Below are 24,415 nucleotides of genomic sequence, written 5' to 3' on the forward strand. Positions count from 1 at the left end.
CTTTGATGGCGAAGGCTAATCTGGCGGACGCGACGGACACGCAGGAAACGGGCGACGCGCCGCTGATCGACCTCAACGAGGGCACGATCAAGAAGCTGTTCGCGCGGGCGAAGAAGCGCGGCTACATAACCTACGACCAGCTGAACGAGATGCTGCCGCAGGACCAGCTGTCCTCCGAGCAGATCGAGGACGTGATGGCCGCGCTCAACGACATGGGTGTGAACGTCGTCGAGAACGAGGACGCGGGCGAGGACGCAGAGCCGGAGGACGATTCGGTCGACGAAGCGGAGGCGAATGAGGACGGCAGCGACGCCGCCCCCGCCTTCGAGGTCGCCAAGAAGAAGGAGACGGTTGATCGCACCGACGATCCCGTCCGGATGTACCTGCGTGAGATGGGGGCGGTCGAGCTTCTGTCGCGTGAGGGCGAGATCGCGATCGCCAAGCGGATCGAGGCCGGTCGAGACACGATGATCCTGGGCCTGTGCGAATCGCCGATCACCTTCAACGCGATCATCGCATGGTCAACCGCGCTCAACGAAGGCACGATGCAGCTTCGCGAGATCCTTGATCTCGACGCGATGCTTTCCAAGGATCCCGCACCCGAGTCGCTCAGCGACGAGGAGGAAGGCGACGGCGAGATCTCCGAGAAGACCGCCGGTCCCTCCTTCAAAGAGGAGGACGAGCCGGAGGAGGTTGCCGAGGAGGATGACGAGGAGTCGATGACGGAGCGGCGCGCGCCGCGGCCATCGGACGACGAAGAGGAGGACAACACCCTCAGCCTCGCGCAGATGGAGGAAACGCTCAAGCCGGCCGCGCTGGAGAAGTTCGCCAACATCACCGCCCTCTACAAGAAGTTCTCCAAGGTGCAGGAGCAGCGGCTGGGCGCGATGGCGGCCGGCGGCGAGCTGGCGGGTGCCGAGGAGCGCAAGTACCAGAAGCTGCGCGAGGAGCTGACCGCAGAGGTCGAGAGCGTCCAGTTCCACAACGCCAAGATCGAGTACCTCGTCGACCAGCTCTACAGCTACAACCGGCGCCTGACCGCGCTTGGTGGCCAGATGCTGCGCTTGGCTGAGCGCCACAAGGTGCCGCGCAAGTCGTTCTTGGATGCCTACGTCGATCACGAGCTCGACGAGAACTTCCTCAGCGCCAACGCCAAGAACGACAAGAAGTGGGCTGCCTTTGCGGCGAGCGAGGGCGCCGCGGTCGACCGGATACGCGTCGAGATCGCGGAGATCGCGCAGCAGACCGGCATGGCGCTTGCTGAGTTCCGCCGCATCGTCAACATGGTGCAGAAGGGCGAGCGCGAGGCACGCATCGCCAAGAAGGAGATGGTCGAGGCGAACCTGCGCCTAGTGATCTCCATTGCCAAGAAGTACACCAATCGCGGCTTGCAGTTCCTGGATCTGATCCAGGAGGGCAACATCGGCCTAATGAAGGCGGTCGACAAGTTCGAGTATCGCCGCGGCTACAAGTTCTCGACTTATGCGACCTGGTGGATCCGCCAGGCGATCACGCGGTCGATCGCCGACCAGGCACGGACGATCCGAATCCCGGTCCACATGATTGAGACGATCAACAAGCTGGTCCGCACCAGCCGCCAGTTCCTCCACGAGCAGGGCCGCGAGCCCACGCCCGAGGAGATGGCGGAGCGCCTGAGCATGCCGCTCGAGAAGGTGCGCAAGGTGATGAAGATCGCCAAGGAGCCGATCTCCCTCGAAACGCCGATCGGCGACGAGGAGGACAGCCACCTGGGCGACTTCATCGAGGACAAGAACGCCGTCATTCCGGTCGACGCTGCGATCCAGGCCAATTTGAAAGAAACGGTCACGCGGGTCCTTGCCAGCCTCACCCCGCGCGAGGAGCGCGTGCTGCGGATGCGGTTCGGGATTGGGATGAACACCGATCACACGCTGGAAGAGGTCGGTCAGCAGTTCTCGGTGACCCGCGAGCGTATCCGCCAGATCGAGGCGAAGGCGCTCAGGAAGCTCAAGCACCCGAGCCGCAGCCGCAAGATGCGCTCCTTCCTCGACCAGTAAGCGGCATTCGATCGACAGGGCCGTGGCGGGCGACCGCCGCGGCCCTTCGCGTATCAGCGTGTCTCCCTGTAGGCAGGCACGGTCGGCGCGATCGGATCGAGGCGCACCCAGAGCGCGATGCCGAGCGCGACGCTCAGCAGCACGGCGGCACTTCTCCTCGACCACTGCGGTGAGGCGGCGGCGGGCACGAGCGGCAGGAGCAGCACCATGCTGATCGCGAGCGGCAGCGCGGCGATCATGGGCAGCCCGGGGCCGACCGCCTGCATCACGAAGAAGCCGAAACCGAGCATGTAGCCGACGCCGAGCGCGGCGGCGGCCACCAGCGCCGCGGTGCCCCCGGCCCTGCTCCACCGCGCGATGGCCAGCGCAATACCGCCGAGCATGAGCGGTACCACGATGACGTAGGAAGCGGTCGGCGCCAGCGCCTGCGCGACCACGCCGAGCACCAGCAGCGGCAGCGCCGCGCCGATCGCGGTCGCAACGCTCCCCGCCAGCCAGCGGTGCACTAGCAGGGCCGCGCCGACGCAGACCAGCAGCGCCTGCACCTGCAGGCGCGGGATGGCGGCGAGCCGGTCGTAGTAGTTGACGCGCCCCCACCCGCCCGACACGCCGTTGACGAGGTAGAGCAGCACGGCCGCGAGCAGGATCAGCACGACGATTGCGCCCGCCCCGCGCGCGATCGGGCCGATCCGCGCCTGCCCGCGTCCGGCGATCGCGTAGCCGGCACAGGCGACCGCCAGCAGCAACCAGCCGAGCGCCGTCGGGTAGCTGACGAGCGCGATCCCGTACGCGTCATAGAAGGTGCGGTCCGCTGCCGGGCCAGGCAGCGTCGCGGCGTTGAGCAGTCCGCGGGTCAGATCGAGCACCTGGCGGCCGAGGTCCTGGAGCGCGCCCTGGTCGAGCCGCTCGGGCGTGGCCAGCGGCGAGTGGTAGAGCGCCGGGCGGCCGATGAAGGCGAAGTTATATCCGGGCACGCCGCGGCGCTTGGCGATCGTATAGTCCGTCGAGTTCGGCAGCCGCTGGTAGATGAAGGTGCTGAGCGAGGTCGCGACCGGCCGGCGGACATGGGCGGCGAACAGCGTCATCATGCCGCCGCTCGCCGCACCCGTCTCGAACATCGTCGCGCGCCCACCACCGCCGCGGGTCTCCAGGTTGACGATCGCACCGATCGGCGGATGCGGCCGCGCGAAGAAGGTTCGGGCACCTTGCAGCCCGAGTTCCTCCGCATCGGTCATCAGCACGATTAGGCTGCGCGCGGGCACGCCGTCGCCGCGCAGTGCGCGCACCACCTCCAGGATCGCCGCGACGCCCGCCGCATCGTCGGCGGCACCCGGCGAGCCCCAGACGCTGTCGTGGTGCGCCATTAACAGAATGGCTGGTGCGCCGGGATCGCGACCGGCAAGCGTGGCGACCAGGTTGACGATCGGCGGTGTCGCCGGCGCGCCGCTCCACCGCGCGAGCCGCTCCCGTCCCCTCGCGTCGAGCGTTCCACGCTGTTCTTCTACCCGGAGCCCGAGTGCGCGCAGCCGTCGCGCGAGATAAGTGCGCACCGCGGCGTTGGCGACACTGCCGGTCGGACGCGGCGCCCCAGCGACCACGCGCACGTCCGCCATCGCGCGCGCGGCGGAGAAGCTACGCGCGGGCGCATCGCTGCCGACCGGCCGCGGCGGCGTGGTGGCAAGCACGGCGAGGAGGATCGCTCCCGTGAGCGCAAGCAGCAAGGCTGATGCGCCGGATGGCGAAACGGCGCTCTGGCGCTTCGAAAGCGCGGGCTCAGGCAGCGGCCGGGACCGTACCGTGCGGACGCGCCCCCGCCCGCCGCCCGAACGGCAGCGCGCGTCCGGATGCGAGCGAGCGCCAGGCCCACTCGGCCGGCGCCAGGTCGAACCGCCTTACCCACGAGACCGCGAGCGCGAGCAGCATCGCATCGACGATCGCCGCGGTCAGCATGAGCCCAGCCCAGCCCTGACGCGCGAGCAGGCCTAAGCCCCAGCCCGGATAGATGACCCACAGGCAGATGATCGTCTGGAGCAGGTAGATCGAAAGCGCCGTCCGCCCGGCCGCCGACAGCGGTCGCAGGAGCGCGCCACCCTTCGTCGTCGTCAGCAGAAAGAGGATCAGCCCGACGTGGCCGAGCGTCATGGCGATCCGCGTCCACTCGTTGAACGCCCAGAGGATCGTCACCGTGTCGTCGACCCGTCCGGCAACGATCGTCGAGATGACCCGCACCGGCAGCGCCAGCCCGTACCAGCCGAGCGCCATTCGTGCGTAGTAGCGCGGCGAACGCCGGCCCTGGAGAATGTCGAGCTTGAACAGCGCCGCGCCGAGAAGGATCACGCCGAGTGAGGTCGTGTAGTTCATCAGGATGCCGCGCCAGCGCTGGTAGCGGCTCAGCCACTCCCCGCGCATCACGCGCGCTTGCCCCGCCAGGTTGCTCCGCCGTACCGCGACCTCTTCCGCGTGTTCGCGCCGGCCGTCGGCCAGCTGACGGTGCCACCCCTCCAGCCCTTCGAGAGCCTTCTTCTGCTCGGCGGTCGGCTCCCGGCCGGCCTCAAGCGCGCGCCGAGCCGCTGCAACGTCGCGGTTGCCGCGGATCGCGCCGCTTGTGCCCATGAAGCTCATGAAGGTGCCGTAGCCGCTCAGCACCAGCGCCAAGAGGATCAGCCAGCGCGGGCGGAGCCGCCTGAGCGGATAGGCGAGCATCGCGCAGAGCGCGTAGACGTGCAGGATGTCGCCCGCCCACAGCAGCACCCAGACGTGGAACAGGCCAAAGGCAAGCAGCACAGCGTTTCGCCAGTAGAAGCGCGCGGCGGCGGACCAGCGGGCGCCGCCCGCGGCGACCCGGTCGGTCAGGATCACGACCCCCGCCCCGAACAGCAGCTGGAGCAGCCCGCGCGCCGTGCCGGTCGCCAGCACCTCCCGCACGCCCCACGCGGCGCGATCGAGCGCGCTCCAGCCGAGTAGGTTAGGCTGCGACGAGTGCGCCGCCGCCCAGGTGCCGCCCATCTGCGCGATGTTCATGAACAGGATGCCGAGGATCGCGACCCCGCGCAGCACGTCAAGCGCCGCGATCCGAGACGTGCCGTCGATTCTGGCGTCTGCCGCTGCGTCGTCCCCCATCGTTCCCGCTCCCCCCAAAGCCGAACGATGCGAGCCTATCAGGTCCACGCGCCTCCGCAACCTGGGTGAAGACGCCATAAACCGGGTCTTTACGTGCTTCGGTATAGGTGTCGGACACAGGGTGTGGCGGGCGCGGCCGGTGCCGCTGCACGACCCAATCGCGAGCTGAGGTGCCATGGCGTTCGGAACAGTACAAGACGCACGGTATGGCGAGGCCTGGGACGCGCTGACTACTCTGGTCGCCGATGAGGGGACGGCCAGGCAGCCCCACGCCGCCGCGCTGATCGCGCCGGGTGCGGCGGGGCGCGACCTGGCGGATGCGGTCCACTGCTTGTGCATGCTCCACGGCCGTCACCCGGGCATCGTCGAGTTCGCCGCCGACCGCGCCGCGCACCCCGTCGCGGCGGCATGGATGGCGGAGGCGGTCGCCGCCTTCGCCGCCGAGCGGGCGAGGCTGGTCCGGGTGGTCGCGCACGCCGGGCCGCTGCCCTCCACGCCCGGCCAGGCTGAGACCGAAGCCGCGATCGCGGCGCAGCGCCACGCGCTCGACATGATTGCGGCATCCGACCGTTCGGGCTGCCCGCTCGGCGCGACCATGGCGCTGATGCTCGACTGGCCATCTATCCGCCGAGTACTGGACGCCGTCGCCGAGCGACTCGGGCTTGAGGTCGAGCCGCCACGCCTGCCGGTGATCGGCGACGCCGCGACCGTCGTCTCGACGCTCGCGGCGACCCCCGCGTTCGAACGCGCGATGCTGTTCGGCGCGCAGCAGACGCTCGCGCAGCACCGCGCGCTGTGGCACCTCCTTGAGGCTCGCAGCGACGCGCGCACTCACGCCTGATCACCTTGGCGGCGGCACCGCCGACCGCTACGGCTGTGGCTCCGGCGGGAGAGCAGGTGTGCGGTTCGAGGGTACGAAGAACTATGTCGCGACCGATGACCTGAAGGTCGCGGTCAACGCCGCCGTCACGCTCCGGCGGCCGCTGCTGGTGAAGGGCGAGCCCGGCACCGGCAAGACGGTGCTGGCGCAGGAGATCGCCGCGGCGGTCGGCGCGCCGCTGATCGAGTGGAACGTCAAGTCGACCACCAAGGCGCAGCAGGGATTGTACGAGTATGACGCGGTCGCAAGGCTGCGCGACGGCCAACTCGGCGACCCGCGGGTCCACGACATCGGCAACTACATCCGCCGCGGCAAGCTGTGGGACGCTTTCACCGCGCCGCAGCTTCCCGTGCTGCTGATCGACGAGATCGACAAGGCCGACATCGAGTTTCCAAACGACCTACTCCAGGAGCTCGATCGCATGGAGTTCCACGTCTACGAGACGGGGGAGACGGTGCGCGCCGCCGAACGGCCGATCGTGGTGATCACCAGCAACAACGAAAAGGAGCTGCCCGACGCTTTCCTGCGCCGCTGCTTCTTCCACTACATCAAGTTTCCGGACCGCGAGACGATGCAGGCGATCGTCGACGTGCACTTCCCCGGCATCCAAAAACTGCTGGTCACCCGCGCGATGGAGGTCTTCTACGAGCTGCGCGAGGTGCCGGGCCTCAAGAAGAAGCCGTCGACCTCCGAGCTGCTCGACTGGCTGAAGCTGCTGCTCCACCAGGACTTGCCGCTGGAAGTGCTCCAGAACCGGGATCCGACCAAGGCAATTCCGCCGCTGCATGGCGCGCTGCTGAAGAACGAGGCGGACGTGATGATGTTCGAGCGGTTGGCCTTCATGGCGCGGCGGCCCACGGGACGATAGCGGACCTTCTTCGTCACACCGGCTCAGGTCCGGGGTGACGACTTGATGGTGGCTAGCGGTTAACCACGTCGCGTGCATGATGCGTGCGTGACGCCGCCCCCTCCCCGCTGGCTCTGGCCCGTCGTCTGCCTGATCGCCGCCCTCGCCGCGGCCCTGCGCATCGCCGCGGCGCAGGGCGGGTTGTGGCTCGACGAGGCCTGGTCGGCGGTGTTCGCGCGCGACGTCGGCGCGCCCGCGGGCGTGTTCCTCCGTATCCACCACGACAACAACCACCATCTGAACACGCTGTGGTTGCAGCTGGTCGGCTTCCATGCCGCGCCGGTGCTCCAGCGCGGACTGTCGATCGCGAGCGGCGCAGCGACCGTGCTGGTCGCCGCCGCATTCGCGGCGCGGCGCGGCAGCGTGGCGGCGATCGTCACGGCCGTCCTGTTCGCGGTATCGCCGATCCTCGTCACCTACGGCAGCGAGGCACGCGGCTACGCACCCATGGTGCTGGCGCTGCTCGGTGCGGTTCTGCTGATCGATCGCTGGCTGGCGGATCGGCGGGAGCCCCCGCTCGCGGTGGCGCTTGCCGTGCTGTTCCTGTTCGGACTGCTGGCGCAGCTGACCTTTGCCTTTTCGATCCCGGCGCTCGGCGGCTGGGTGGTGCTGCGGATCTGGCGCGAGGGTGGCCCTGCTGCCGCATTGCGCGATGCAGCCAGATTGCTGATCCTGCCGCTGCTGACCGCCGCGGCGACGCTCGCAAGCGTGCTGATCCTCCTGCCGGGTGCCGGCGGGTTCCAGATGGGCGCGTTCACGCCGTTCACGCTGACGGAGCTCGGCCATGGCTACGGTACCATGCTCGCCTACGCCTTGGGCTTGCCGCTGCCGGCCGCGGCGGTGATTGCGGCGGCCGGCGTCGCGGCGGCCGTGCTGGTGCGCGATCCCGTGATTGCGTCGCGTCGGCCCTTCTACCTGCTGGCGATCGTCGCGGCACCGCTGGCTATGGCGACGCTTCGGCTCGGAAACACGGGGATGCCGCGCTACCACCTGCTCGCGGCCGTCGCGCTGCTGCTGCTCGGCGGTGATCTCGCGGCGATCGCGCGGTTGCGGCGTGCGCGCCTGCTCGCCATCGGCTCGCTCGCGTTCGTCACGGCAGCTTCTCTGCTCGGCGCCGTGCGGCTCGTGGCGGACCAGCGCGCCGATCCTGGCCGCGCGCTTGCCATTATGGCCGTGACCACGCCGCAGGACCTGTCGGTCGCGCTCGATCGCGAGCGGGCGTCCGCGGTGATCGAGGCTGCCGCCGCGGCTCATGGCGCACCTGTCAGGTTCGATCGCTGCGGGCGCTGGCTGTTCGTCGACCGCGACGGGACCGAGCCTTTCGCCGCGCGCCCGGTCCGCTGCGGCCGCTACTACTCGCCGGTCACGGAAGCACACCCGACCGGGCTGTCGGGTACGCACTGGCGGCTCTACCGTCGCCTGTGACGTTGCGCGCACGCGCGCGGGCAGGCATGCCGGCGCCATGTTCCTCGCCTTCCTCGACGCGCTCCGCTCGGCCGGAATCCCGGCGAGCCTCAAGGAGCACCTGCTGCTGCTCGATGCGCTCGACCAAGAAGTGATCGAGGAGACACCGGAGGCCTTCTACTATCTCGCACGCGCCACTTTCGTGAAGGATGAGGGGCTGCTCGACCGCTTCGATCAGGTGTTCGCGCGGGTGTTCCGCGGCGCGCTCGCCGGACAAGCTCTGCCCGGGGCCGAGATCCCAGACGCATGGCTACGCGCCGTCGCGCAGAAGTATCTCTCGCCAGAGGAGATGGCGCGGATCGAGTCGCTCGGCAGCTGGGACGAGATCATGGATACGCTGAAGCAGCGCCTGTCCGAGCAGCAGGGCCGACACCAGGGCGGCAACAAGTGGATCGGCACCGGCGGCACCAGCCCGTACGGCAACGCCGGTTACAACCCCGAGGGAGTCCGCATCGGCGGCGAGAGCGTCCACAAGCGCGCGCTGAAGGTCTGGGAAGCGCGCGAGTTCCGCAATTTCGATTCCACCCGCGAACTCGGCACGCGCAACATCAAGGTGGCCTTGCGCCGCCTGCGCCGTTTCGCGCGCGAGGGCGCCGCCGACGAGCTCGACATCGCGGGCACGATCGACGGCACCGCGCGGCGAGGCTGGCTTGACGTCCGGATGCGCCCCGAACGCCACAACGCGGTCAAGCTGCTGCTGCTGCTCGACGTCGGCGGATCGATGGACCCGTTCGTGACGCTGGTGGAGGAGCTGTTCTCCGCCGCCACCACCGAGTTCAAGAACCTGGAGTTCTTCTACTTCCACAATTGCCCGTACGAAGGGCTGTGGAAGGACAATCGCCGTCGCCATGCCGAGCGGACGCCGACCGCGGACGTCCTCCACAAGTTCGGACACGACTACAAGCTGGTGTTCGTCGGCGACGCGGCGATGAGCCCGTACGAGATTACCCATTCCGGCGGATCGGTCGAACACATGAACGAGGAGTCGGGAGCAACCTGGCTCGGGCGACTGACGGCGACCTACCCGGCGGCGGCGTGGCTAAATCCGATGCCGGAACAGTACTGGCAACAAGGCCAGTCGATCGGGATCATCCGCGGCTTGATGAACGATCGCATGTACCCGCTGACGCTCGCCGGGCTGGACGACGCGATGCGCGAGCTGTCGCGCAAGCGCTAGACGAGTTTACAGCCGGTCGACGGCCCGCCGCAGCTTGCGCAGGGTCTCGGGATCGCCGACCGGGGCGCTCGCCGCCTCCCCCGCCATCGCCATCAGCCGCACCGCACCGAAACTCGCCGCCAGCCCCTTCAGCCGCAGCGCCGCGTCCTTCCAGGTCGCGGCATCCTCCGTCCGGGTCAGCGTCTGCAGTCCGGCCTTGGCGCTCTCGAGAAAGGCGAGGCGCAGCTCGGCGATCAGCACGGGTTCGTCGCCCACCGCCGCCGCCAGGGTCGCATCGATTGCACCGGGATCATAAGCCATGACCTGTGGGTACCGGCGACGTACTTACCAACAGGTTGCGGCGAGCCGCTCTATCGTTGCCGGCCAAACGTGGTACTGTCCCGAAATGAACGGGGGTTCGCGCATTCACGGCTTGCGTCCGGCATCGGACGCCGAAAGCGACATCGATTCGGGGCCGATCGCCATCGACCCGGTAATGGAGGAGGCCGTCTTCGTCTATGACGAGCCGACGCCGCGCTTCGGCTGGCTGATCCCGACCGTCGGCGTGGTCGCCTCGCTGGCTTGGATCGCGACCATGCTGTGGTTTGCGCGAAACGCCTTTCCGCTGCCGCCGGTCGCCTTTGTCCAGTTCGCCGCGGCGCTGTGCGTCGTGCCGACGCTGGTCACCGTGCTGTGCCTGCTCGCGCTCAGGACCAGCCGGGCGGAGGCGCGGCGCTTCGGCGCGACGGCGCGCGCGATGCGGGCGGAGGCGGCGGCGCTGGAGCAGACGGTGCAGCTGCTCGGCCAGCGGATCGAGGCCAATCGCCGCGCGCTGTCCGAACAGGCGCAGTCGCTGGTTGCGATCGGCGAGGCGGCCTCCGATCGCCTCCGCGCCGCGACCGGCGAGCTCTCGGCGGAGGCGCGCGTGCTCGACACCGTTGCCGCTTCGCTGGTCCGCTCCGCCGAGCAGACCGAGGCGAGCCTCGTCACCGTCTTCGACGCGCTCCCCAAGGCGCAAGCGGATACCGCCGCGCTAACCAGCGGCCTAACCTCACTCGGCCTGGCGGCGGGCGAGCGCGCGGCCGAGCTCAATGCGGCGCTCGCCGGGCTGGCGGAGCGCGGGCGGGTGGCGGACGAGGTTGCGGGTACGGCGGCTGCCAAGCTCGGCGCGCACATCGCGCGGATGGAGAGCTCCAGCGACAATGCCGCCCACCGGCTGGAAGCGGCGGCCGCGGAGATGTCGAGCGCGATAGACGGTGTGCTCGACCGCGCGGCGCAGGCGGTCGATGAGTCGCGAAAGGGGATCGCCGCACAGGGCGAGGCGATGCTTGCCATGCTGTCGGCGAGCCAGGCCGCGCTCGAGAAGTCAGGCCGTGACGGTGCGGAGGCGCTGGGCGAGCGACTGGTCGCCGTCGAGGGTGCAATCGAGCGCATCGCGTTTCGGCTGAACGACGAGCAGGGCCGCACCGATACGCTGTTCGAGACGCTGGCAGTCGGGGTCGAGGGCGCATCGGACCAGCTCGACCGGCTCCACACGGAGGGCGTCGCCAAGAGCCAGGCGCTCGCCGCCGCGATCAGCGCCCTCACCTCCTCCGCCGAGGCGATGACGGAAACGATGCGGGTCGGCGACGGCACGGCGCGGACGCTGATCGGTACGGCCGAGAACCTGCTGCTCGCGCTCGACAGCTCGGCGCGCGAGATCGACGAGACGCTCCCCGACGCGCTGCTGCGGCTCGATGCGCGGATCGCGGAGAGCCGGCGCCTGGTCGGCACTGCGAAACCCGAGCTGCTGTCGCTCGTGACCGCGGCGGAGAGCACCCATGTCGCGGTGGAGGCAGTCGCCAGCCTGGTCACGGCCGAGCGCGAGAAGCTCGCCGACATCACCCAGACTCTGACGGAAGCGCTGGACGTCGGGCAGGACAAGGCGGCGACGATGGACGCGGTGGTCGGCGACGCGATCGCCAAGACCCGCCGCTTCGCCGAAGATGCAGCGCCGCAGCTGGTCGAGGCCCTGACCCGTATCCGCGAGACCGCGGAGCGGGCCGCGAACGGCGCGCGTGCCGTGCTAGTCGACGTCATTCCGGACGCCGCCGCGTCGATTGAGGCGGCAAGCACCGATGCCGTCCGCCGCGCCTTCGCCCGCGCGCTGCCGCAGCCCTTGCACGAACTCGCCGGCGCCTCGGAAGAGGCGGTCACCGCCGCGACCCGCGCGTCCGAGCGCCTGGCGCACCAGCTGATGACGATCGCCGAGTCGACCGCCGCGATCGAGCAGCGCCTCGACGCCGAGCGGGCCGAGCGGGAAGCGAGCAACCAGGACAATTTCGCGCGGCGCGTTTCGCTCCTGATCGAGGCGCTCAACTCGGCCTCGATCGACATCAGCAAGACCTTCTCGCACGAGGTCACCGACAGCGCCTGGTCGGCCTACCTGAAGGGGGACCGGGGCGTCTTCACCCGCCGCGCAGTGCGCCTGCTCGACACCGCACAGGCGCGCGAGATCGCCCGGCTACACGAGGAGGACCCGACCTTCCGCGAGCATGTCAATCGCTACATCCACGATTTTGAAGCGATGCTGCGCCAGATCTTGGCGCTCCGCGATGGCTCACCGCTCGGCGTCACGCTTCTATCTTCGGACATGGGCAAGCTCTATGTGGCGCTCGCCCAGGCGATCGAGCGGCTGCGGACCTGACCGCGGCGGCGCCGAAGCGCCGTCAGGTTCAGCCCTGGAGCTTGCTCAGCGCCTTCTCGACACCGTCCATCGTGAACGGCTTGGGCAGGAGCGGTCGATCACGGTGATCGTCGGCGACCGTGTCGCCGGACCCGCCGGTCGCGAGCAGGAACGGAATGTCGGCGGCCGCCAACGCATCGGCGATCGGCCAGCTCTGCTCCCCACCGCGCAGGTTGACGTCCAGGATCGCGGCGTCAATGCCGCCCTCCCCGACCAGCCGCAGCGCATCGGCGACGCTGTCGGCGGTACCGGCGACCTGCTTGTCGAGCGCGTCGAGGAAATCCTCTAGCATCATGGCGATCAGGGGCTCGTCCTCGACGATGAGGATGCGCTCGGGAAAGGACATGGGTTCGCCCTTTAGGCGATCAGCTTGAGCTACGCCAACTCATTTCGTGCCGAGAACATCACGCGCCGCTTCGGCAAGTTGCTGCACGGAAAAGGGTTTCGGCAGGAAAGCGACGTTGTCGAGATCGATCGAGCGGCGCAGCTGCTCCTCGGCGTAGCCCGACATGAACAGGACCGGCAGGTCCGGGAAGCGCTTGCGTACCTCTCGCACCATGGTCGGGCCGTCCATCGTCGGCATGACCACGTCGGAAATCAGCAGGTCCGGCGCCGCCGCGCCGCTCATCAGCTCGAGCGCCGCCTCGCCATTCTCGGCGGTCAGCACGGTGTATCCCTGCCGGCTGAGCGCCCGCTCGGCCACCGCGCGGACCATGTCCTCGTCCTCCACCAGCAGAACGGTGCCCGTGCCCCAGGTGTCGCCCTGGCGCGCGCGCACCGGTGCCAGCGCCGGTGGTGCGATCCCGCCCGCGTGCACGGGCAGGTAGATGGTGAAGGCGGCGCCTGATCCGTGAAGGTTCTCGGCAAAGATGTAGCCGCCCGACTGCTTGATGATTCCATATACGGTCGAGAGGCCGAGCCCCGTGCCCTTGCCGACCTCCTTGGTGGTGAAGAACGGTTCGAAGATCTTCGGCAGCACGTCGGCCGGAATGCCGGTGCCGGTGTCGGAGACGCGAAGCGCCGTATAGTCGCCGACCGGCAGCACGTCGTCGTCCATCGCGCGGACCTGCGCGGCGCTCACCGCCTTTGTCTCGATGGTGAGCGTGCCGCCGCCGTTCGGATTGACGCTCAGCATTGCGTCACGGGCATTGACCGCCAGGTTGACGACGACCTGCTCGAGCTGCCCGGGATCCGCCCGCACCGCACCCAAATTGCGGCCGTGCTGGACGACCAGGCTCACCGTTTCGCCCAGCAGTCGTTTCAGCAGGTTCGACACCTCGGAGATGACGTCGGGCAGCTGCAGGACCTGCGGGCGGAGCGTCTGCTGGCGCGAGAAAGCGAGTAATTGCCGGGTCAGCCCCGCGGCACGGTTCGAGTTGGTCTTGATCTGCTGGATATCGTCATAGTCGCTGTCACCCGGTGTGTGACGCATCAGCATGAGGTCGCAGTGGCCGATGATCGCGGTCAGGATATTGTTGAAGTCGTGCGCGACGCCGCCGGCGAGCTGGCCGACCGCCTGCATCTTGGTCGCCTGCGCGACCTGCCGCTTCAGCTTGCCCTCTTCCGAGCTGTCCTTGACGCTCATCAGCACGGCGGCGTCGCCGAGCCCGCGTGCGCCGGTCAGGCGGATCTGGACCGGCTCCTCCGCGCGTGCGGCGAAGCGGACGGTCAGCTGAGTGGTGAAGCCGCCGCCGCCTGCGAAGCGGCGGATCGCATCGGCGAGCGCGCCCTTGTCCTCACGCACCACCAGATCGCCGGGATAGAGCGGCGGCGATCCAGCCTCTACCCCGGCTGCGGTCGTGAAGGCATCGTTCATGTGCACGAACCGTCCGTCGCGGTCGACCAGCGCGAGCGGCGCCGGGAGCAGCGCGACCAGCGAGCGGACGTGGCTCGCGGCGCTGGAGCCGATCGCGGGCATGGCGATGGTCGGCTCGTCGTCGAGCAGCGCGACCAGGATCGGCGCTTCCTCCTCTTCGACAAAGGGCACCTGGAGCAGGCGCAGCGGATTGCCGGACAGCCCCTCCCGCTCGAACCGGACGACCCCCGCGCTGTCGGTTATCAGAAATCGGGCGAAATCGCGGCCCTCGATCGCGGCATCCTCCTGCCCCATGGCGCGCGCCCGGAACACGCGGTTGGCGGCCTTGACGCGCCCGTCGGCGGTCAGCAGCGCGGTCATGATCCCAGCACCACCCAGCCGATCGCCCTGCGCGCCCGCGACGAGCGCCGCGACCTTGGTCGTGGCGACGCCGGTGTCCTCCGCCTTGAAGCGCCAGAGCAGCAGGTCGTCGCCGATCCGGGTGACGCTGGCATCGACCGCCATGCCGCGCACGGTGAGGTCGCAGCGTGCCGCGCCGTCGCGCCAGGCGGCGCGCCCGGTCATGCCGAGCCGTGCGGCCTCCGTCTCGCCGATGTCGATGTTGGGCGGTGTCGGAAAACCGCCGAACAGTGCCTCGTACCGGTCGTTGGCGCACGCGATCCGGCCGCCGCGATCGGTGATCGCGAGCGCATCGGCGCTGGCCAGCGCGACCGCGTGCGCCACGCTCCAGTCCGGCTCCGCCGAGATGGGGATCCGGGTCGGAAGCAGTCGCCGCGCGGCGACGATGCCGCCGAGCAGCACCAGCGCGGCGGCCGCGAACCCAGCGGCAATTGCTGTGTCACCGACCTGCCAGAGGATCAGCACCGCCGCCGCCACGCCCGCGCCCGCCGCTATCGCGGCGGGATGCCGGGCGAGCCGGAGAAGACGGTCGTCGGCGGGTTGGGGAAGCGTGGCCATGTGACGCCATGATCGCCTGCGCCCGCGGGCGTCAAGCGGATCACGCGTCATACCAGCGGAAGCTGGGATCGTTCGCGATCAGCGTGCGTCCGATACCCAAACGATCCCAGCGTTCGCTGGAGTGACGGACACCGATTCACCAAATTCGGACGCGCTCCGCGTCGCTCAGGTACAGCTTCTGCCCCGGTGCGGGCTTGAACGCCGTGTACCAGGGATCGAGATTGCGGACCACCCAGACGCGCTGCTGCGACGGCGAGTGCGGATCGGTGAGCAACTGGTTGCGCAGCGCCGCCTCGCGGTAATTGCGCCGCCACACCTGAGCCCAGCCGAGATAGAAGCGCTGGTCGCCGGTGAAGCCGTCGATGACCGGCGCGGGCTTTCCGCCGAGCGACGCCTTATACGCGTCATGGGCGGCACTGAGTCCTGCGAGGTCGGCGGTGTTCTCGCCCAGCGTCAATCCGCCTTTCACGTGAAAGCCGGGTAGCGGCTCATAGGCGTCGTACTGCGCGACGAGCCGGTCGGTCCGCGTCTTGAAGGCAGCGACGTCGGCGGGCGTCCACCACTGTGTCAGCTTGCCGGTGATGTCGTACTTGGATCCCTGATCGTCGAAGTGGTGGCTGATCTCATGCCCGATCACCGCGCCGATCCCGCCGTAGTTGACCGCCGGGTCGGCCTTTGGATCGAAGAACGGCGGCTGGAGGATCGCAGCGGGAAAGGTGATCGCGACCAGCGTCGGGTTGGCCTGCGCGTTCACGGTCATCGGGGTCATGCCCCATTCCCAGCGGTAGACGGGCTTGCCGAGCTTGGCGCGATTGTAGTCGGTGCTCCACTGCGCGCTGCGGACCTGATTGCCAAAGGCATCGCCCGGCCTGATCTCGAGCGCGGCATAGTCGCGCCACTTGTCGGGATAACCGATCCGCGGGGTGAACGCGTCGAGTTTGGCGACTGCCTGGGTGCGGGTCGCTGGCGTCATCCAGTCGAGCTTGGCAACCCTCGCCTTCATGGCGGCGATCACGTTCTTGACCAGCACATCGGCCGCGGCCTTTGTCTCCGGCGGGAAATAGCGCGCGACGTAGAGTTGGGCGATGTCGTCGGTCAGCGCGCCGGAGGTGAAGCCGACCGCGCGCTTCCAGCGCTCCTGCTGTTGCGGCGTGCCGGAGATGGCGGTGCCGAAGAAGGCGAAGCGCTCGTCATCGAAGGCCTTGGGCAGCACGGCCGCGTAGCCGTCGAGCGAGCGAAGCAGCAGCTGATCTCTCAAAACCGCGATCGGCGCCGCCCCGATCAGCGTCGCCATCCCGGTGAGCGCACTCGGCTGACGCACGATCAGAGTCTCGGTGGGAAGCTTCGAGCCGGTCAGGAAGGCCGCGAAGTCGAACCCGGGCGCGGTGCGGACCAGCTCCGCAACGCTCATCTTGTTGTAGCCCTTGTCGGCGTCGCGGCTCTGAATGCGGGTCCAGTGGACCTTGGCGATCTCGGTCTCGAACGCGACGATCGCGGCGGCACGCGCCTCCGCGTTGAGCTCACCGGCAAGCGTGAACATCTTGGCGATGTGGGCCTGATACGCCGCCTTCACCGCCGCGAGCTTCGGATCGGCGCTCAGGTAATAGTCGCGGTCAGGCATGCCGAGCCCACCCTGGCTCATGGTGACGGTGTAGTTGTTCGGGTCCTTGGCATCGGGCGAGACGCCGACGTTGAACGGCACCGACACGCCGTTGCGATCGGCCTCGGCAAGCAGGCGGATATAGGCGGCCTTGTCGCCGACCTGCTTAATGCGGTCGAGCCACGGCTTCACCGGGGCGAGGCCCTTCGCCTCAATCGCGGCGGTGTCGAGGTACGCGTTGTAGGCTGCGCCGATCTTGGACCCGAGCTTCTTCGCCTCCGCCTCGATGATGCCGCGGGTGCGCAGCTCCGACTGATCGGAGAGCGCGTTGAACATGCCGTACGACGCCTTGTCGGCCGGGATCGCCGTCCGCTCCAGCCAGCTGCCGTTCGCAAACTCGTTGAAGTCGTCGCCCGGCTGCGCGGTGCGATCCATCCCCGCTTCGTCGAAGCCGAAGCGGCCGTACTGCGGACCAGAACGAGCGCTGATTTGCGCGGGCTCCGATTGCGCCGCGAGCATGGAGGCGCTGGCGGCGATCGCCAGCGCGGAAACGAGGCCAAGGGTCTTTAGGCGCATGAGGTCAGGTCCTTACCAGATACGGACGCGATCGGCGGGGGCGAGAAAGGCGGCATCGCCGGGCTTGGCACCGAAGGCCGCGTACCAGGCGTCCAGGTTGCGGACCATCGCCACGCGCTGCGGGCCCGGCGAGTGCGGATCGGAGACGAGCTGCTGACGCAGTGCGGGCTCGCGCGTCTTGGTGCGCCAGACCTGCGCCCAGCCGAGAAAGAAGCGCTGGTCGCCGGTCAGCCCATTGATCACCGGCGCGGGCCGGCCGTTCAGCGACTTCTGGTAGGCGGCATAGGCGACCGTTAGGCCGGCCAGGTCGGCGATGTTCTCGCCCAACGTCAGCGCGCCATTGACCTTCTGACCGGGCAGCGGCTCGAACGCGCTGTACTGCGCGACCAGCTTGTCGGTGAAGGTCTTGAAGCGCTCGACATCCTGCGGCGTCCACCAGTCGGCGAGCTTGCCGGTCGGATCGAACTTGCGGCCTTGATCGTCGAAGTGGTGGCTGATCTCGTGCCCGATCACCGCGCCGATCCCGCCGTAGTTGACCGCCGGGTCGGCCTTTGGATCGAAGAAGGGAGGCTGCAGGATCGCGGCCGGAAACACGATCTCGTTCATCGGCGGGTTGGCATAGGCGTTGATCGTCATCGGCGTCATAAACCACTCGCCGCGGTCGATCGGCTTGCCGAGCTTGTTCAGGCCCCGCTTGAACTCGAACGCGTTCGCCCGCGCCACGTTACCCACCAGGTCGTCGCGCGCGACCGTCACCGACGAATAGTCGCGCCATGTGTCGGGATAGCCGATCTTGGGCGTGAAGGCCGCTAGCTTGGCCTTGGCCTTCACCTTCGTCTCCGGCGCCATCCACTCGAGCCGGTCGAGCCGGTCCGCCATGGCTGCGGTGACATTGCGGACGAGCTGGTCGATCGCCGCCTTCGATTCCGGCGGAAAGTAGCGGGCGACATAGACCTGTCCGACTTCTTCGCCGAGGCTGCCGCTCACCTGGGCGACCGCGCGCTTCCACCGCGGCTGCTGCTGCGGCGTGCCGGCGAGCACGGTGCCGAAGAAGGCGAAGTCCGCCTCGTCGAACGCCTTTGGGAGGTAGGATGCAGACCCCTTCAGCACCCGAAGCAGGTAATAGTCCTTCAGTACGGCGAGCGGCGCCGCGGCAAAGGCGGCCGCCTCCCCCGTGACGGCACTCGGCTGACGCACGACGTAACTCGGCTGCGGCGCCAGCCCGAGCCCCTGCTGCCACGCCGCCCAGGGGTAGCCCGGCGCCCTCGCGGTTAGGTCGGCAAAGGTCCACTTGTTGTAGGTTTTGTCCGCGTCACGGCTCTCCACGCGCGTCCAGTGGGCGGTCGCGATCGACTTCTCGAAGCCGAACACCGCCGCCGCCCGCGCCTCTCCGTCCGGCTCACCGGCGAGCTTCAGCAGTTTGGCAAGGTAGGCCTGGTACGCGGTCCGGACGGTCGCGAACTTCGGATCGTCCTTTAGGTAGTAATCGCGGTCGGGGAGCGACAAGCCCGACTGGCTGATCCCGACGATGTAGGTGTCGGGCGCCTTCAGGTCCTGCCCGACGCCGGTGCCGATCAGGCCGCCCATCCCCAACGCCTGCTGGCGTGCAGCCTCGCGCACCAGCACGTCCTTTGTCCGGGCGGCCTTCAGCGCATCGATCCACGGCTTGACCGGCGCGATCCCTCGCGCCTCGATCCCGGCCTCGTCCATGTAGCTGGCGTAGAAATCGCCGACCTTGCTGCCGGGCTTGGCGGCCGCTTCGGTCAGGATGGTCCGGGTCTGCTCGAGCGAGCGGTCGATCAGCTTGTGGAACATGCCGTATGACGCACGGTCGGCGGGGATCTCCGTCGTCTTGTCCCAAGTGCCGCTCGCATAGTCGTAGAAACTGGTGCCCGGCGCGACGCTGCGGTCCATGCCCGCGGTATCGAAGCCAAAGCTGCCGATCTCGGGCTTGCTCGCCGGCGCCGCCGTCGGCGCGTTTTGAGCGTAGGTGGCACTCGTAAACATGGTGCCGGCAGACAGGAAAGCGACCAGGGCGGAGAACCGCATCACCGAACCTTTCGACAAGGAAGAGCGTGCCGGCCCCGATTGGGGCGGATGGTTCCTGCTTATCGTGCGGCCGTTGATCGTCAATCCGGTAAGAAACTGAACCGGTTACTGTGCTCCGTCGGCCACGATGCGCGCGTGGCGCCGCGCCCATTTGCGCGCGATCCAGAGCCGCCAGCCGAGCGCGGCGGCCGCGTAGCCGACGATCGCGCCGACCACGGTCACGGTCAGCAACCCGACCGCGAGCGCCGGACCCGCCTCGGCATAAAGCCACTGAATCCAGCCCATGTTCGCCGCGACCTTGTTCGCGAGCGGCGATCCCGGCACCGCCGCATCGAGCCGCAGGAGCTTGCGCCCAACCCAATAGGCCGCGACCCACAGCGGCGGCGTGGTCAGCGGATTGGTGATGAAGGTGGTGAGCGCAGCCGCGGGGATGTTGGCGCGCAGCGGCAGCGCGAAGACAGCCGATGCCGGGATCTGCCCCATCGGAACCAGGATGCCCGTGACCATCCCGAGCGCGACGCCGCGCGGCACACTGCGCCGAGTGAAACGCCACAGCGCCGGGGCGAGCACCCGGTGAGCAACCGGTCGCAGCCAGCGGTTGCCCTCAAGGCTCTCGCGCGTCGGCATGTTCCGCTGAGCCCAGCGGGTCAGCCGTGCCCAGGTGCCGCGCTCAGCCACGATCGCGGAGGAGCCGTCCCTGCTCACGCTTCCAGTCGCGTTCCTTGATGGTGTCGCGCTTGTCATGCGCCTTCTTGCCCCGTGCGAGTGCGAGCTCGACCTTGGCCCGCCCGCGGCTGTTGAAATAAACCGACAGCGGGACGAGCGTCATGCCGTCACGCGCCACCGCGCCGTGCAGCTTGTTTATCTCGCGCTCATGAAGGAGCAATTTACGCGGGCGCTTGGGCTCGTGGTTGAAGCGGTTTCCGTGACTGAACTCAGGAATGTTCGCATTGACCAGCCAAGCCTGCTCGTCGCGCACCTCCGCATAGGCCTCCGCGATCGAGCCCTCGCCGAAGCGCAGCGACTTTACCTCGGTACCGGTCAGCGCGATGCCGGCCTCAAACGTGTCCTCGACGAAATACTCGAAGCGAGCGCGCCGATTCTCGGCAACGACCTTGGTCTTTTCAAACTGGGGAGGCTTGGGACGCGACATGGGAGAGGCGATGTAGGGGCAAACGTCGCGCCGCGAAAGGCGCGGCCGTCACTCGCCTGCGTCCGACTCGTCAGTAAAAATGACAAAGGCCGTCGGTCCTGCGACCGACGGCCTCTGCAGATAGGGTTCGGCTAGCAATTAATCGCTGTCACCATCGTCGTCGTCCACCACCTCGGTGATGCCGTACACGACCAAGCCACCGCCAAGGATGAGCAGCACGAGCGGGAGACCCGCGAGCGCCTTGCTCTTACCCGCCTTGGTGTTGGCGCGGACCGACGCGGCGGTGTTCTTGAGCGAGAGCTTCTGCGCGGCCTCAGCAGCCAGGACCGGCTGAGCCGACACGGTTGCAATGGCGGCCGCAGCCATCAGGGTCTTTGCAAAGGACATTGTCGGTCTCCACCTTTTTGCTGCCACGCAACATATTCACATCCAGCATGGCCGCCAACCCACTAAATGATCGATAGTTCCGAAAGACCGGTGAGTTGAAGCGCGTGGTCGACGGTCGCCCGGCTGGCCTGCGATGGCGGCGTCATCGGCAGGCGCAGGCCGGCCGGGAAGTCGGGCCGGACCTGGCTCAGCGCATATTTGACCGGCCCCGGAGAGGCGTCACTGAAGAGCGCGATGTGGAGGGGATAAAGGCGGTCGTGGATTGCCCGCGCCGTCGCGAAGTCACCGGCAGCACACGCCGCCTGGAAGTCCGCGCACAGCCGCGGCGCGACGTTTGCGGTGACGGAGATGCAGCCGCGACCCCCCGTCGCGTTGAAGGCGAGCGCCAGGTCGTCGTTACCCGACAACTGGCAGAAGTCCTCGCCCGCGCCGGCCCGATGCGCCGACACGCGGGTGATGTCTCCGGTCGCATCCTTGATCGCGACGACGCTCGCGATCTCCGTCGCCAGCCGGATCACGGTCGCGGGCTGGATGTCGGTCACCGTCCGGGTAGGCACGTTGTAGAGGACGATCGGCAGCGCAACGGCATCGGCGATCGCGCGGAAGTGGGCGACGATCCCGTCCTGGTTCGGCCGATTGTAGTAGGGCGGCACCATCAGCGCCGCGTCCGCGCCTGCATCGCGAGCGGCGCGAATGTTCTGGATCGCGACCTGCGTATCGTTGGAGCCCGCGCCCGCGATGACGGGGACGCGACCGCGCGCCTGCTCCACGCAGACCCGGACCGCGCCGAAGTGCTCGGCGAAACTGAGCGTGGCCGACTCGCCGGTCGTGCCGCACGGCACCAGCGCGCTCGACCCCTCGGCAATCTGCCATTCAACCAAGTCGCGGTATGATTGCTCATCGAAGAAACCGTCCTTGAACGGCGTGACGAGCGCGGGGATGGAGCCGGTGAACATAGCGACGAACAGCCTTTCCCGCGCGATTTTGCGGGTGGCGGATAGGGCGAGCGAGCGTAGAATGTCCAGCATGTTGGGGTGGGTCTTGAGGAGCGGCGGACTGATCGCCGGCGCGTCGGGCGTGGCGGTTGCCGCGACGATGGCGCATGCGCCGATCGCGTCGCGGGTCGCCTGGGTCGGGGCGCAGGTCGCCCCAAGCTTCACGCCCGCGCCGGTGGCGACCGCTCAGCCAGCGCAGAGCCAGCCGGTCGTAACCGATCCGCTCCTCAACACCGTCGAGCAATGGAAGCGGCTGCAGAACAGCGACAACCTGCCTTTTGCGGAATATGCGAGCTTCCTGCTGGCGCATCCCGGCTGGCCGGGCGAGCGCAGCCGGCGCGCGGCGGCAGAGACGGTCGGCGATACCTACCCGCCCTCGCCCGCGCTCGTCGCGCAGTTCTTTGAACGCTACCCGCCGCTGACGGCGGCCGGGCGGATCCGTCACGCCGTCGCACTTCAGCAACTGGGGCAGCCCGCCCGCGCCGCCGAGCAGGCGCGCGCCGCGTGGCGGATGGGGGTGCTGCGCTCCGCCGACGAGGCGCGCGTGCTTGCCAGCTTTCCGGCCGCGCTCACGGCAGCCGATCACGACGCACGCATCGACATGCTGTTGTGGCAGGGCGCGACCAGCGCGGCCACCCGGCAGATGGCGTTCGCGAGTGCGATCCGCCGCCCGGTTCTGGAGGCGCGACTGGCGCTCCGCACCAACGCCGCCGACGCGGCGGCGCGGAGCGCGGCGCTGGAAGCGACCGCCGCGACCGACGCAGGGTTCGTGGCCGACCGCGCCGCTTGGCTGCGTCAGAACGGCGCGAGCGCGAGCGCTCGCGCGCTGCTCGCCCGGCCGCGAACGCTGGCTGCGCCGCCCGCCGCGCCGGAAAAGTGGTTCGAGGTTCTGCTGACCAATGCTCGGGCGGCGACGGCGGATAACCAGCACCTTACCGCGTACGACATCGCGCGCCAGGTGGATGACGTTTACCCGGTCGGGACAGATATCGCGCTACGGCCGCTTGGCGAGCGCGACGATTACACCAGCCTCGTCTGGCTGGCGGGTACCACCGCGATGCAGCGGCTCGCTCGACCGCGGGACGCGATCGGGCAGTTCGATCGCTACGCGCGCGGATCACGCACACCGACCACCCAGTCGAAGGGGCTGTATTGGGCGGGCCGGGCTGCGGAAGCGGCCGGCCATGCGACGCTCGCCCGCTCCTACCTGTCCCGCGCGGCCGGGTACGGCGACCTCTACTACGGCCAGCTCGCGGCCGAACGACTTCGCCAGCCGCTGCGAGCGCCCGCCGCGGCCGCTGCCCAGCCGATCGATCCGGGTGCACGTGCCGCCTTCGGCAACCGCGAAGTGGTCCGTGCCGCTCGGCTGCTCGGGACGCTCGGCCGGCGGCAGGAGCAGGGCCTGTTCCTGCGCCAGATCGCGGCGGACGCCACGACCGCGAGCGACCATGCGCTCGCCGGTGAGCTCGCGCGGACGATCAACCGTCCCGATCTCGGTGTGCTGGTCGGCAAGAGCGCGCTAGAGAACGGCCTCAGCGACTATACCGTCGCGGGTTATCCCAGCGTTACCGTGCCCGCAGCCGCGCAGGATAGCTGGACCATGGTCCACGCCATCGCGCGGCAGGAGAGCCAGTTTGATCGTGCCGCGGTCAGCCACGCCGGCGCGCGGGGCCTGATGCAGCTGATGCCCGGCACTGCGCGCGAGGTCGCGGGCAAGCTCGGCCTCGGTTATGACGCGTCGGCGCTGACGGTCGACACCAACTACAACATCCAGCTGGGCTCGCATTATTTCGAGAAGATGCTGAGCCTGTACGGCAGCTACCCGCTCGCCGTCGCCGCCTACAATGCCGGGCCGGGCAACGTGAACAAGTGGCTGCGCGCGAACGGCGACCCGCGCACCCCCGGGGTCGACATGGTCGACTGGGTGGAGCGTATCCCGATCTTCGAAACCAAGAACTACGTTCAACGAGTACTCGAGAACGCGGTCGTCTATGATCTGCTCAACCCGGCACGGTCGCGCTCGCGCGCGCCGAACAATCTCAGCTGGTACCTCGGCAAGAACCAGCCCGGCTGACAAGTGATGGATTGCCCGAACTACATCACGCCGACTGGCTATGCCGCGTTGCGCGCCGAGTACGAGGCACTGTTCGCGACCGAGCGGCCGGCGCTAGTCGACACCATCGCCTGGGCAGCCGGGAACGGCGACCGGTCTGAGAACGGCGACTATATCTACGGTCGCAAGCGGCTGCGCGAGATCGACCGGCGGCTGGGCTGGCTATCCAAGCGGATGAAGGCCGCCAAGGTGGTCGATCCCGCGCAGCAGGCCGATCGCACCCGCGTCTGGTTCGGCGCCTGTGTCACCGTCGCCGACAAGGACGATGTCGAACGCACGCTGACCCTGGTCGGCGACGACGAGGCGGACGCGGGCGCGGGCCGGATCGGCTGGAACGCGCCGATCGCCCGCGCGCTGCGCGGCGCGGCGATGGGTGATGTGCGGCGGGTCACGCTGCCGGCCGGTGAACGCGAATATGAGGTAATTGCCATCGTCTACCCGGCGGGCTGACGGAACGGCGGCCGCCGGCTGCCCGTTGGTG

Annotated in this window: 19 protein-coding genes; 8 read left to right on the plus strand and 11 right to left on the minus strand. The window is 68.7% G+C overall.

Features of this window, described 5'->3' with window-relative positions:
• Positions 1 to 5 precede the first annotated feature (5 nt).
• A complete protein-coding gene (gene rpoD / locus CRO12_RS14800) occupies positions 6 to 2,036 on the plus strand; it encodes an RNA polymerase sigma factor RpoD (RefSeq protein WP_097064813.1) in 2,031 nt (676 codons plus the stop codon).
• A gap of 53 nt (positions 2,037 to 2,089) precedes the next feature.
• On the opposite strand, the gene CRO12_RS14805 is transcribed toward rpoD, so the two are convergent.
• Together CRO12_RS14805 and CRO12_RS14810 are read right to left on the minus strand one after the other, a co-directional pair.
• Entirely contained in the window at positions 2,090 to 3,757 is a 1,668-nt protein-coding gene (locus CRO12_RS14805; RefSeq protein ID WP_245858542.1) for a M20/M25/M40 family metallo-hydrolase, read from the minus strand.
• A 52-nt stretch (positions 3,758 to 3,809) separates the two neighbouring features.
• A complete protein-coding gene (locus CRO12_RS14810) occupies positions 3,810 to 5,156 on the minus strand; it encodes a DUF418 domain-containing protein (RefSeq protein WP_179641051.1) in 1,347 nt (448 codons plus the stop codon).
• Between the two features lie 175 nt (positions 5,157 to 5,331).
• Between CRO12_RS14810 and CRO12_RS14815 the strand changes: the two genes are divergently transcribed.
• The 4 genes from CRO12_RS14815 (at position 5,332) to CRO12_RS14830 (ending at position 9,584) form a co-directional block, all read left to right on the plus strand.
• Positions 5,332 to 5,997 (plus strand): DUF6975 family protein, encoded by a 666-nt coding sequence (locus tag CRO12_RS14815; RefSeq protein WP_097064816.1) that lies wholly within the window; start codon positions 5,332 to 5,334, stop codon positions 5,995 to 5,997.
• Positions 5,998 to 6,055: 58 nt separating this feature from the next.
• Positions 6,056 to 6,904 (plus strand): AAA family ATPase, encoded by an 849-nt coding sequence (locus tag CRO12_RS14820; protein WP_097064817.1) that lies wholly within the window; start codon positions 6,056 to 6,058, stop codon positions 6,902 to 6,904.
• Between the two features lie 87 nt (positions 6,905 to 6,991).
• Positions 6,992 to 8,368, plus strand: coding sequence for a hypothetical protein (locus CRO12_RS14825; protein WP_179641052.1), 1,377 nt, complete (start codon positions 6,992 to 6,994; stop codon positions 8,366 to 8,368).
• A gap of 37 nt (positions 8,369 to 8,405) precedes the next feature.
• A complete protein-coding gene (locus CRO12_RS14830) occupies positions 8,406 to 9,584 on the plus strand; it encodes a vWA domain-containing protein (protein WP_097064819.1) in 1,179 nt (392 codons plus the stop codon).
• 6 nt (positions 9,585 to 9,590) lie between these two features.
• On the opposite strand, the gene CRO12_RS14835 is transcribed toward CRO12_RS14830, so the two are convergent.
• The gene (locus CRO12_RS14835; protein WP_097064820.1) at positions 9,591 to 9,884 is read right to left on the minus strand and encodes an Hpt domain-containing protein; all 294 of its coding nucleotides are present in this window, start codon (positions 9,882 to 9,884) and stop codon (positions 9,591 to 9,593) included.
• Between the two features lie 85 nt (positions 9,885 to 9,969).
• Between CRO12_RS14835 and CRO12_RS14840 the strand changes: the two genes are divergently transcribed.
• Complete coding sequence (locus tag CRO12_RS14840; protein ID WP_097064821.1) at positions 9,970 to 12,249, plus strand: hypothetical protein; 2,280 nt, start codon at positions 9,970 to 9,972, stop codon at positions 12,247 to 12,249.
• 28 nt (positions 12,250 to 12,277) lie between these two features.
• On the opposite strand, the gene CRO12_RS14845 is transcribed toward CRO12_RS14840, so the two are convergent.
• The 8 genes from CRO12_RS14845 to dapA all read right to left on the minus strand — a co-directional run bounded on the left by CRO12_RS14845 (position 12,278) and on the right by dapA (position 21,782).
• Entirely contained in the window at positions 12,278 to 12,634 is a 357-nt protein-coding gene (locus CRO12_RS14845; protein WP_097064822.1) for a response regulator, read from the minus strand.
• A gap of 39 nt (positions 12,635 to 12,673) precedes the next feature.
• On the minus strand, positions 12,674 to 15,061 hold the full coding sequence (locus tag CRO12_RS14850) for a hybrid sensor histidine kinase/response regulator (RefSeq protein ID WP_097064823.1): 2,388 nt from the start codon (positions 15,059 to 15,061) through the stop codon (positions 12,674 to 12,676).
• A 136-nt stretch (positions 15,062 to 15,197) separates the two neighbouring features.
• On the minus strand, positions 15,198 to 17,237 hold the full coding sequence (locus tag CRO12_RS14855) for a M13 family metallopeptidase (protein ID WP_097064824.1): 2,040 nt from the start codon (positions 17,235 to 17,237) through the stop codon (positions 15,198 to 15,200).
• Positions 17,238 to 17,249: 12 nt separating this feature from the next.
• A complete protein-coding gene (locus CRO12_RS14860; RefSeq protein WP_097064825.1) occupies positions 17,250 to 19,286 on the minus strand; it encodes a M13 family metallopeptidase in 2,037 nt (678 codons plus the stop codon).
• Between the two features lie 105 nt (positions 19,287 to 19,391).
• Entirely contained in the window at positions 19,392 to 19,913 is a 522-nt protein-coding gene (locus tag CRO12_RS14865) for a DUF2062 domain-containing protein (protein WP_245858581.1), read from the minus strand.
• A 43-nt stretch (positions 19,914 to 19,956) separates the two neighbouring features.
• Positions 19,957 to 20,439 (minus strand): SsrA-binding protein SmpB, encoded by a 483-nt coding sequence (gene smpB / locus CRO12_RS14870; RefSeq protein WP_097064827.1) that lies wholly within the window; start codon positions 20,437 to 20,439, stop codon positions 19,957 to 19,959.
• Positions 20,440 to 20,577: 138 nt separating this feature from the next.
• Entirely contained in the window at positions 20,578 to 20,826 is a 249-nt protein-coding gene (locus CRO12_RS14875) for a hypothetical protein (protein WP_097064828.1), read from the minus strand.
• Between the two features lie 62 nt (positions 20,827 to 20,888).
• Entirely contained in the window at positions 20,889 to 21,782 is an 894-nt protein-coding gene (dapA, locus tag CRO12_RS14880; RefSeq protein ID WP_097065108.1) for a 4-hydroxy-tetrahydrodipicolinate synthase, read from the minus strand.
• 70 nt (positions 21,783 to 21,852) lie between these two features.
• Here dapA and CRO12_RS14885 point away from each other — a divergent pair, with 70 nt between their 5' ends.
• Positions 21,853 to 23,895: a lytic transglycosylase domain-containing protein gene (locus CRO12_RS14885; RefSeq protein WP_097064829.1), complete on the plus strand. Its 2,043-nt coding sequence runs from the start codon at positions 21,853 to 21,855 to the stop codon at positions 23,893 to 23,895.
• A gap of 6 nt (positions 23,896 to 23,901) precedes the next feature.
• Complete coding sequence (gene greB, locus CRO12_RS14890) at positions 23,902 to 24,384, plus strand: transcription elongation factor GreB (protein WP_097064830.1); 483 nt, start codon at positions 23,902 to 23,904, stop codon at positions 24,382 to 24,384.
• Positions 24,385 to 24,415 lie beyond the last annotated feature (31 nt).

Origin of the sequence: Sphingomonas guangdongensis (assembly GCF_900199185.1) — a bacterium.
In the GTDB taxonomy this organism is placed as follows: domain Bacteria; phylum Pseudomonadota; class Alphaproteobacteria; order Sphingomonadales; family Sphingomonadaceae; genus Sphingomonas; species Sphingomonas guangdongensis.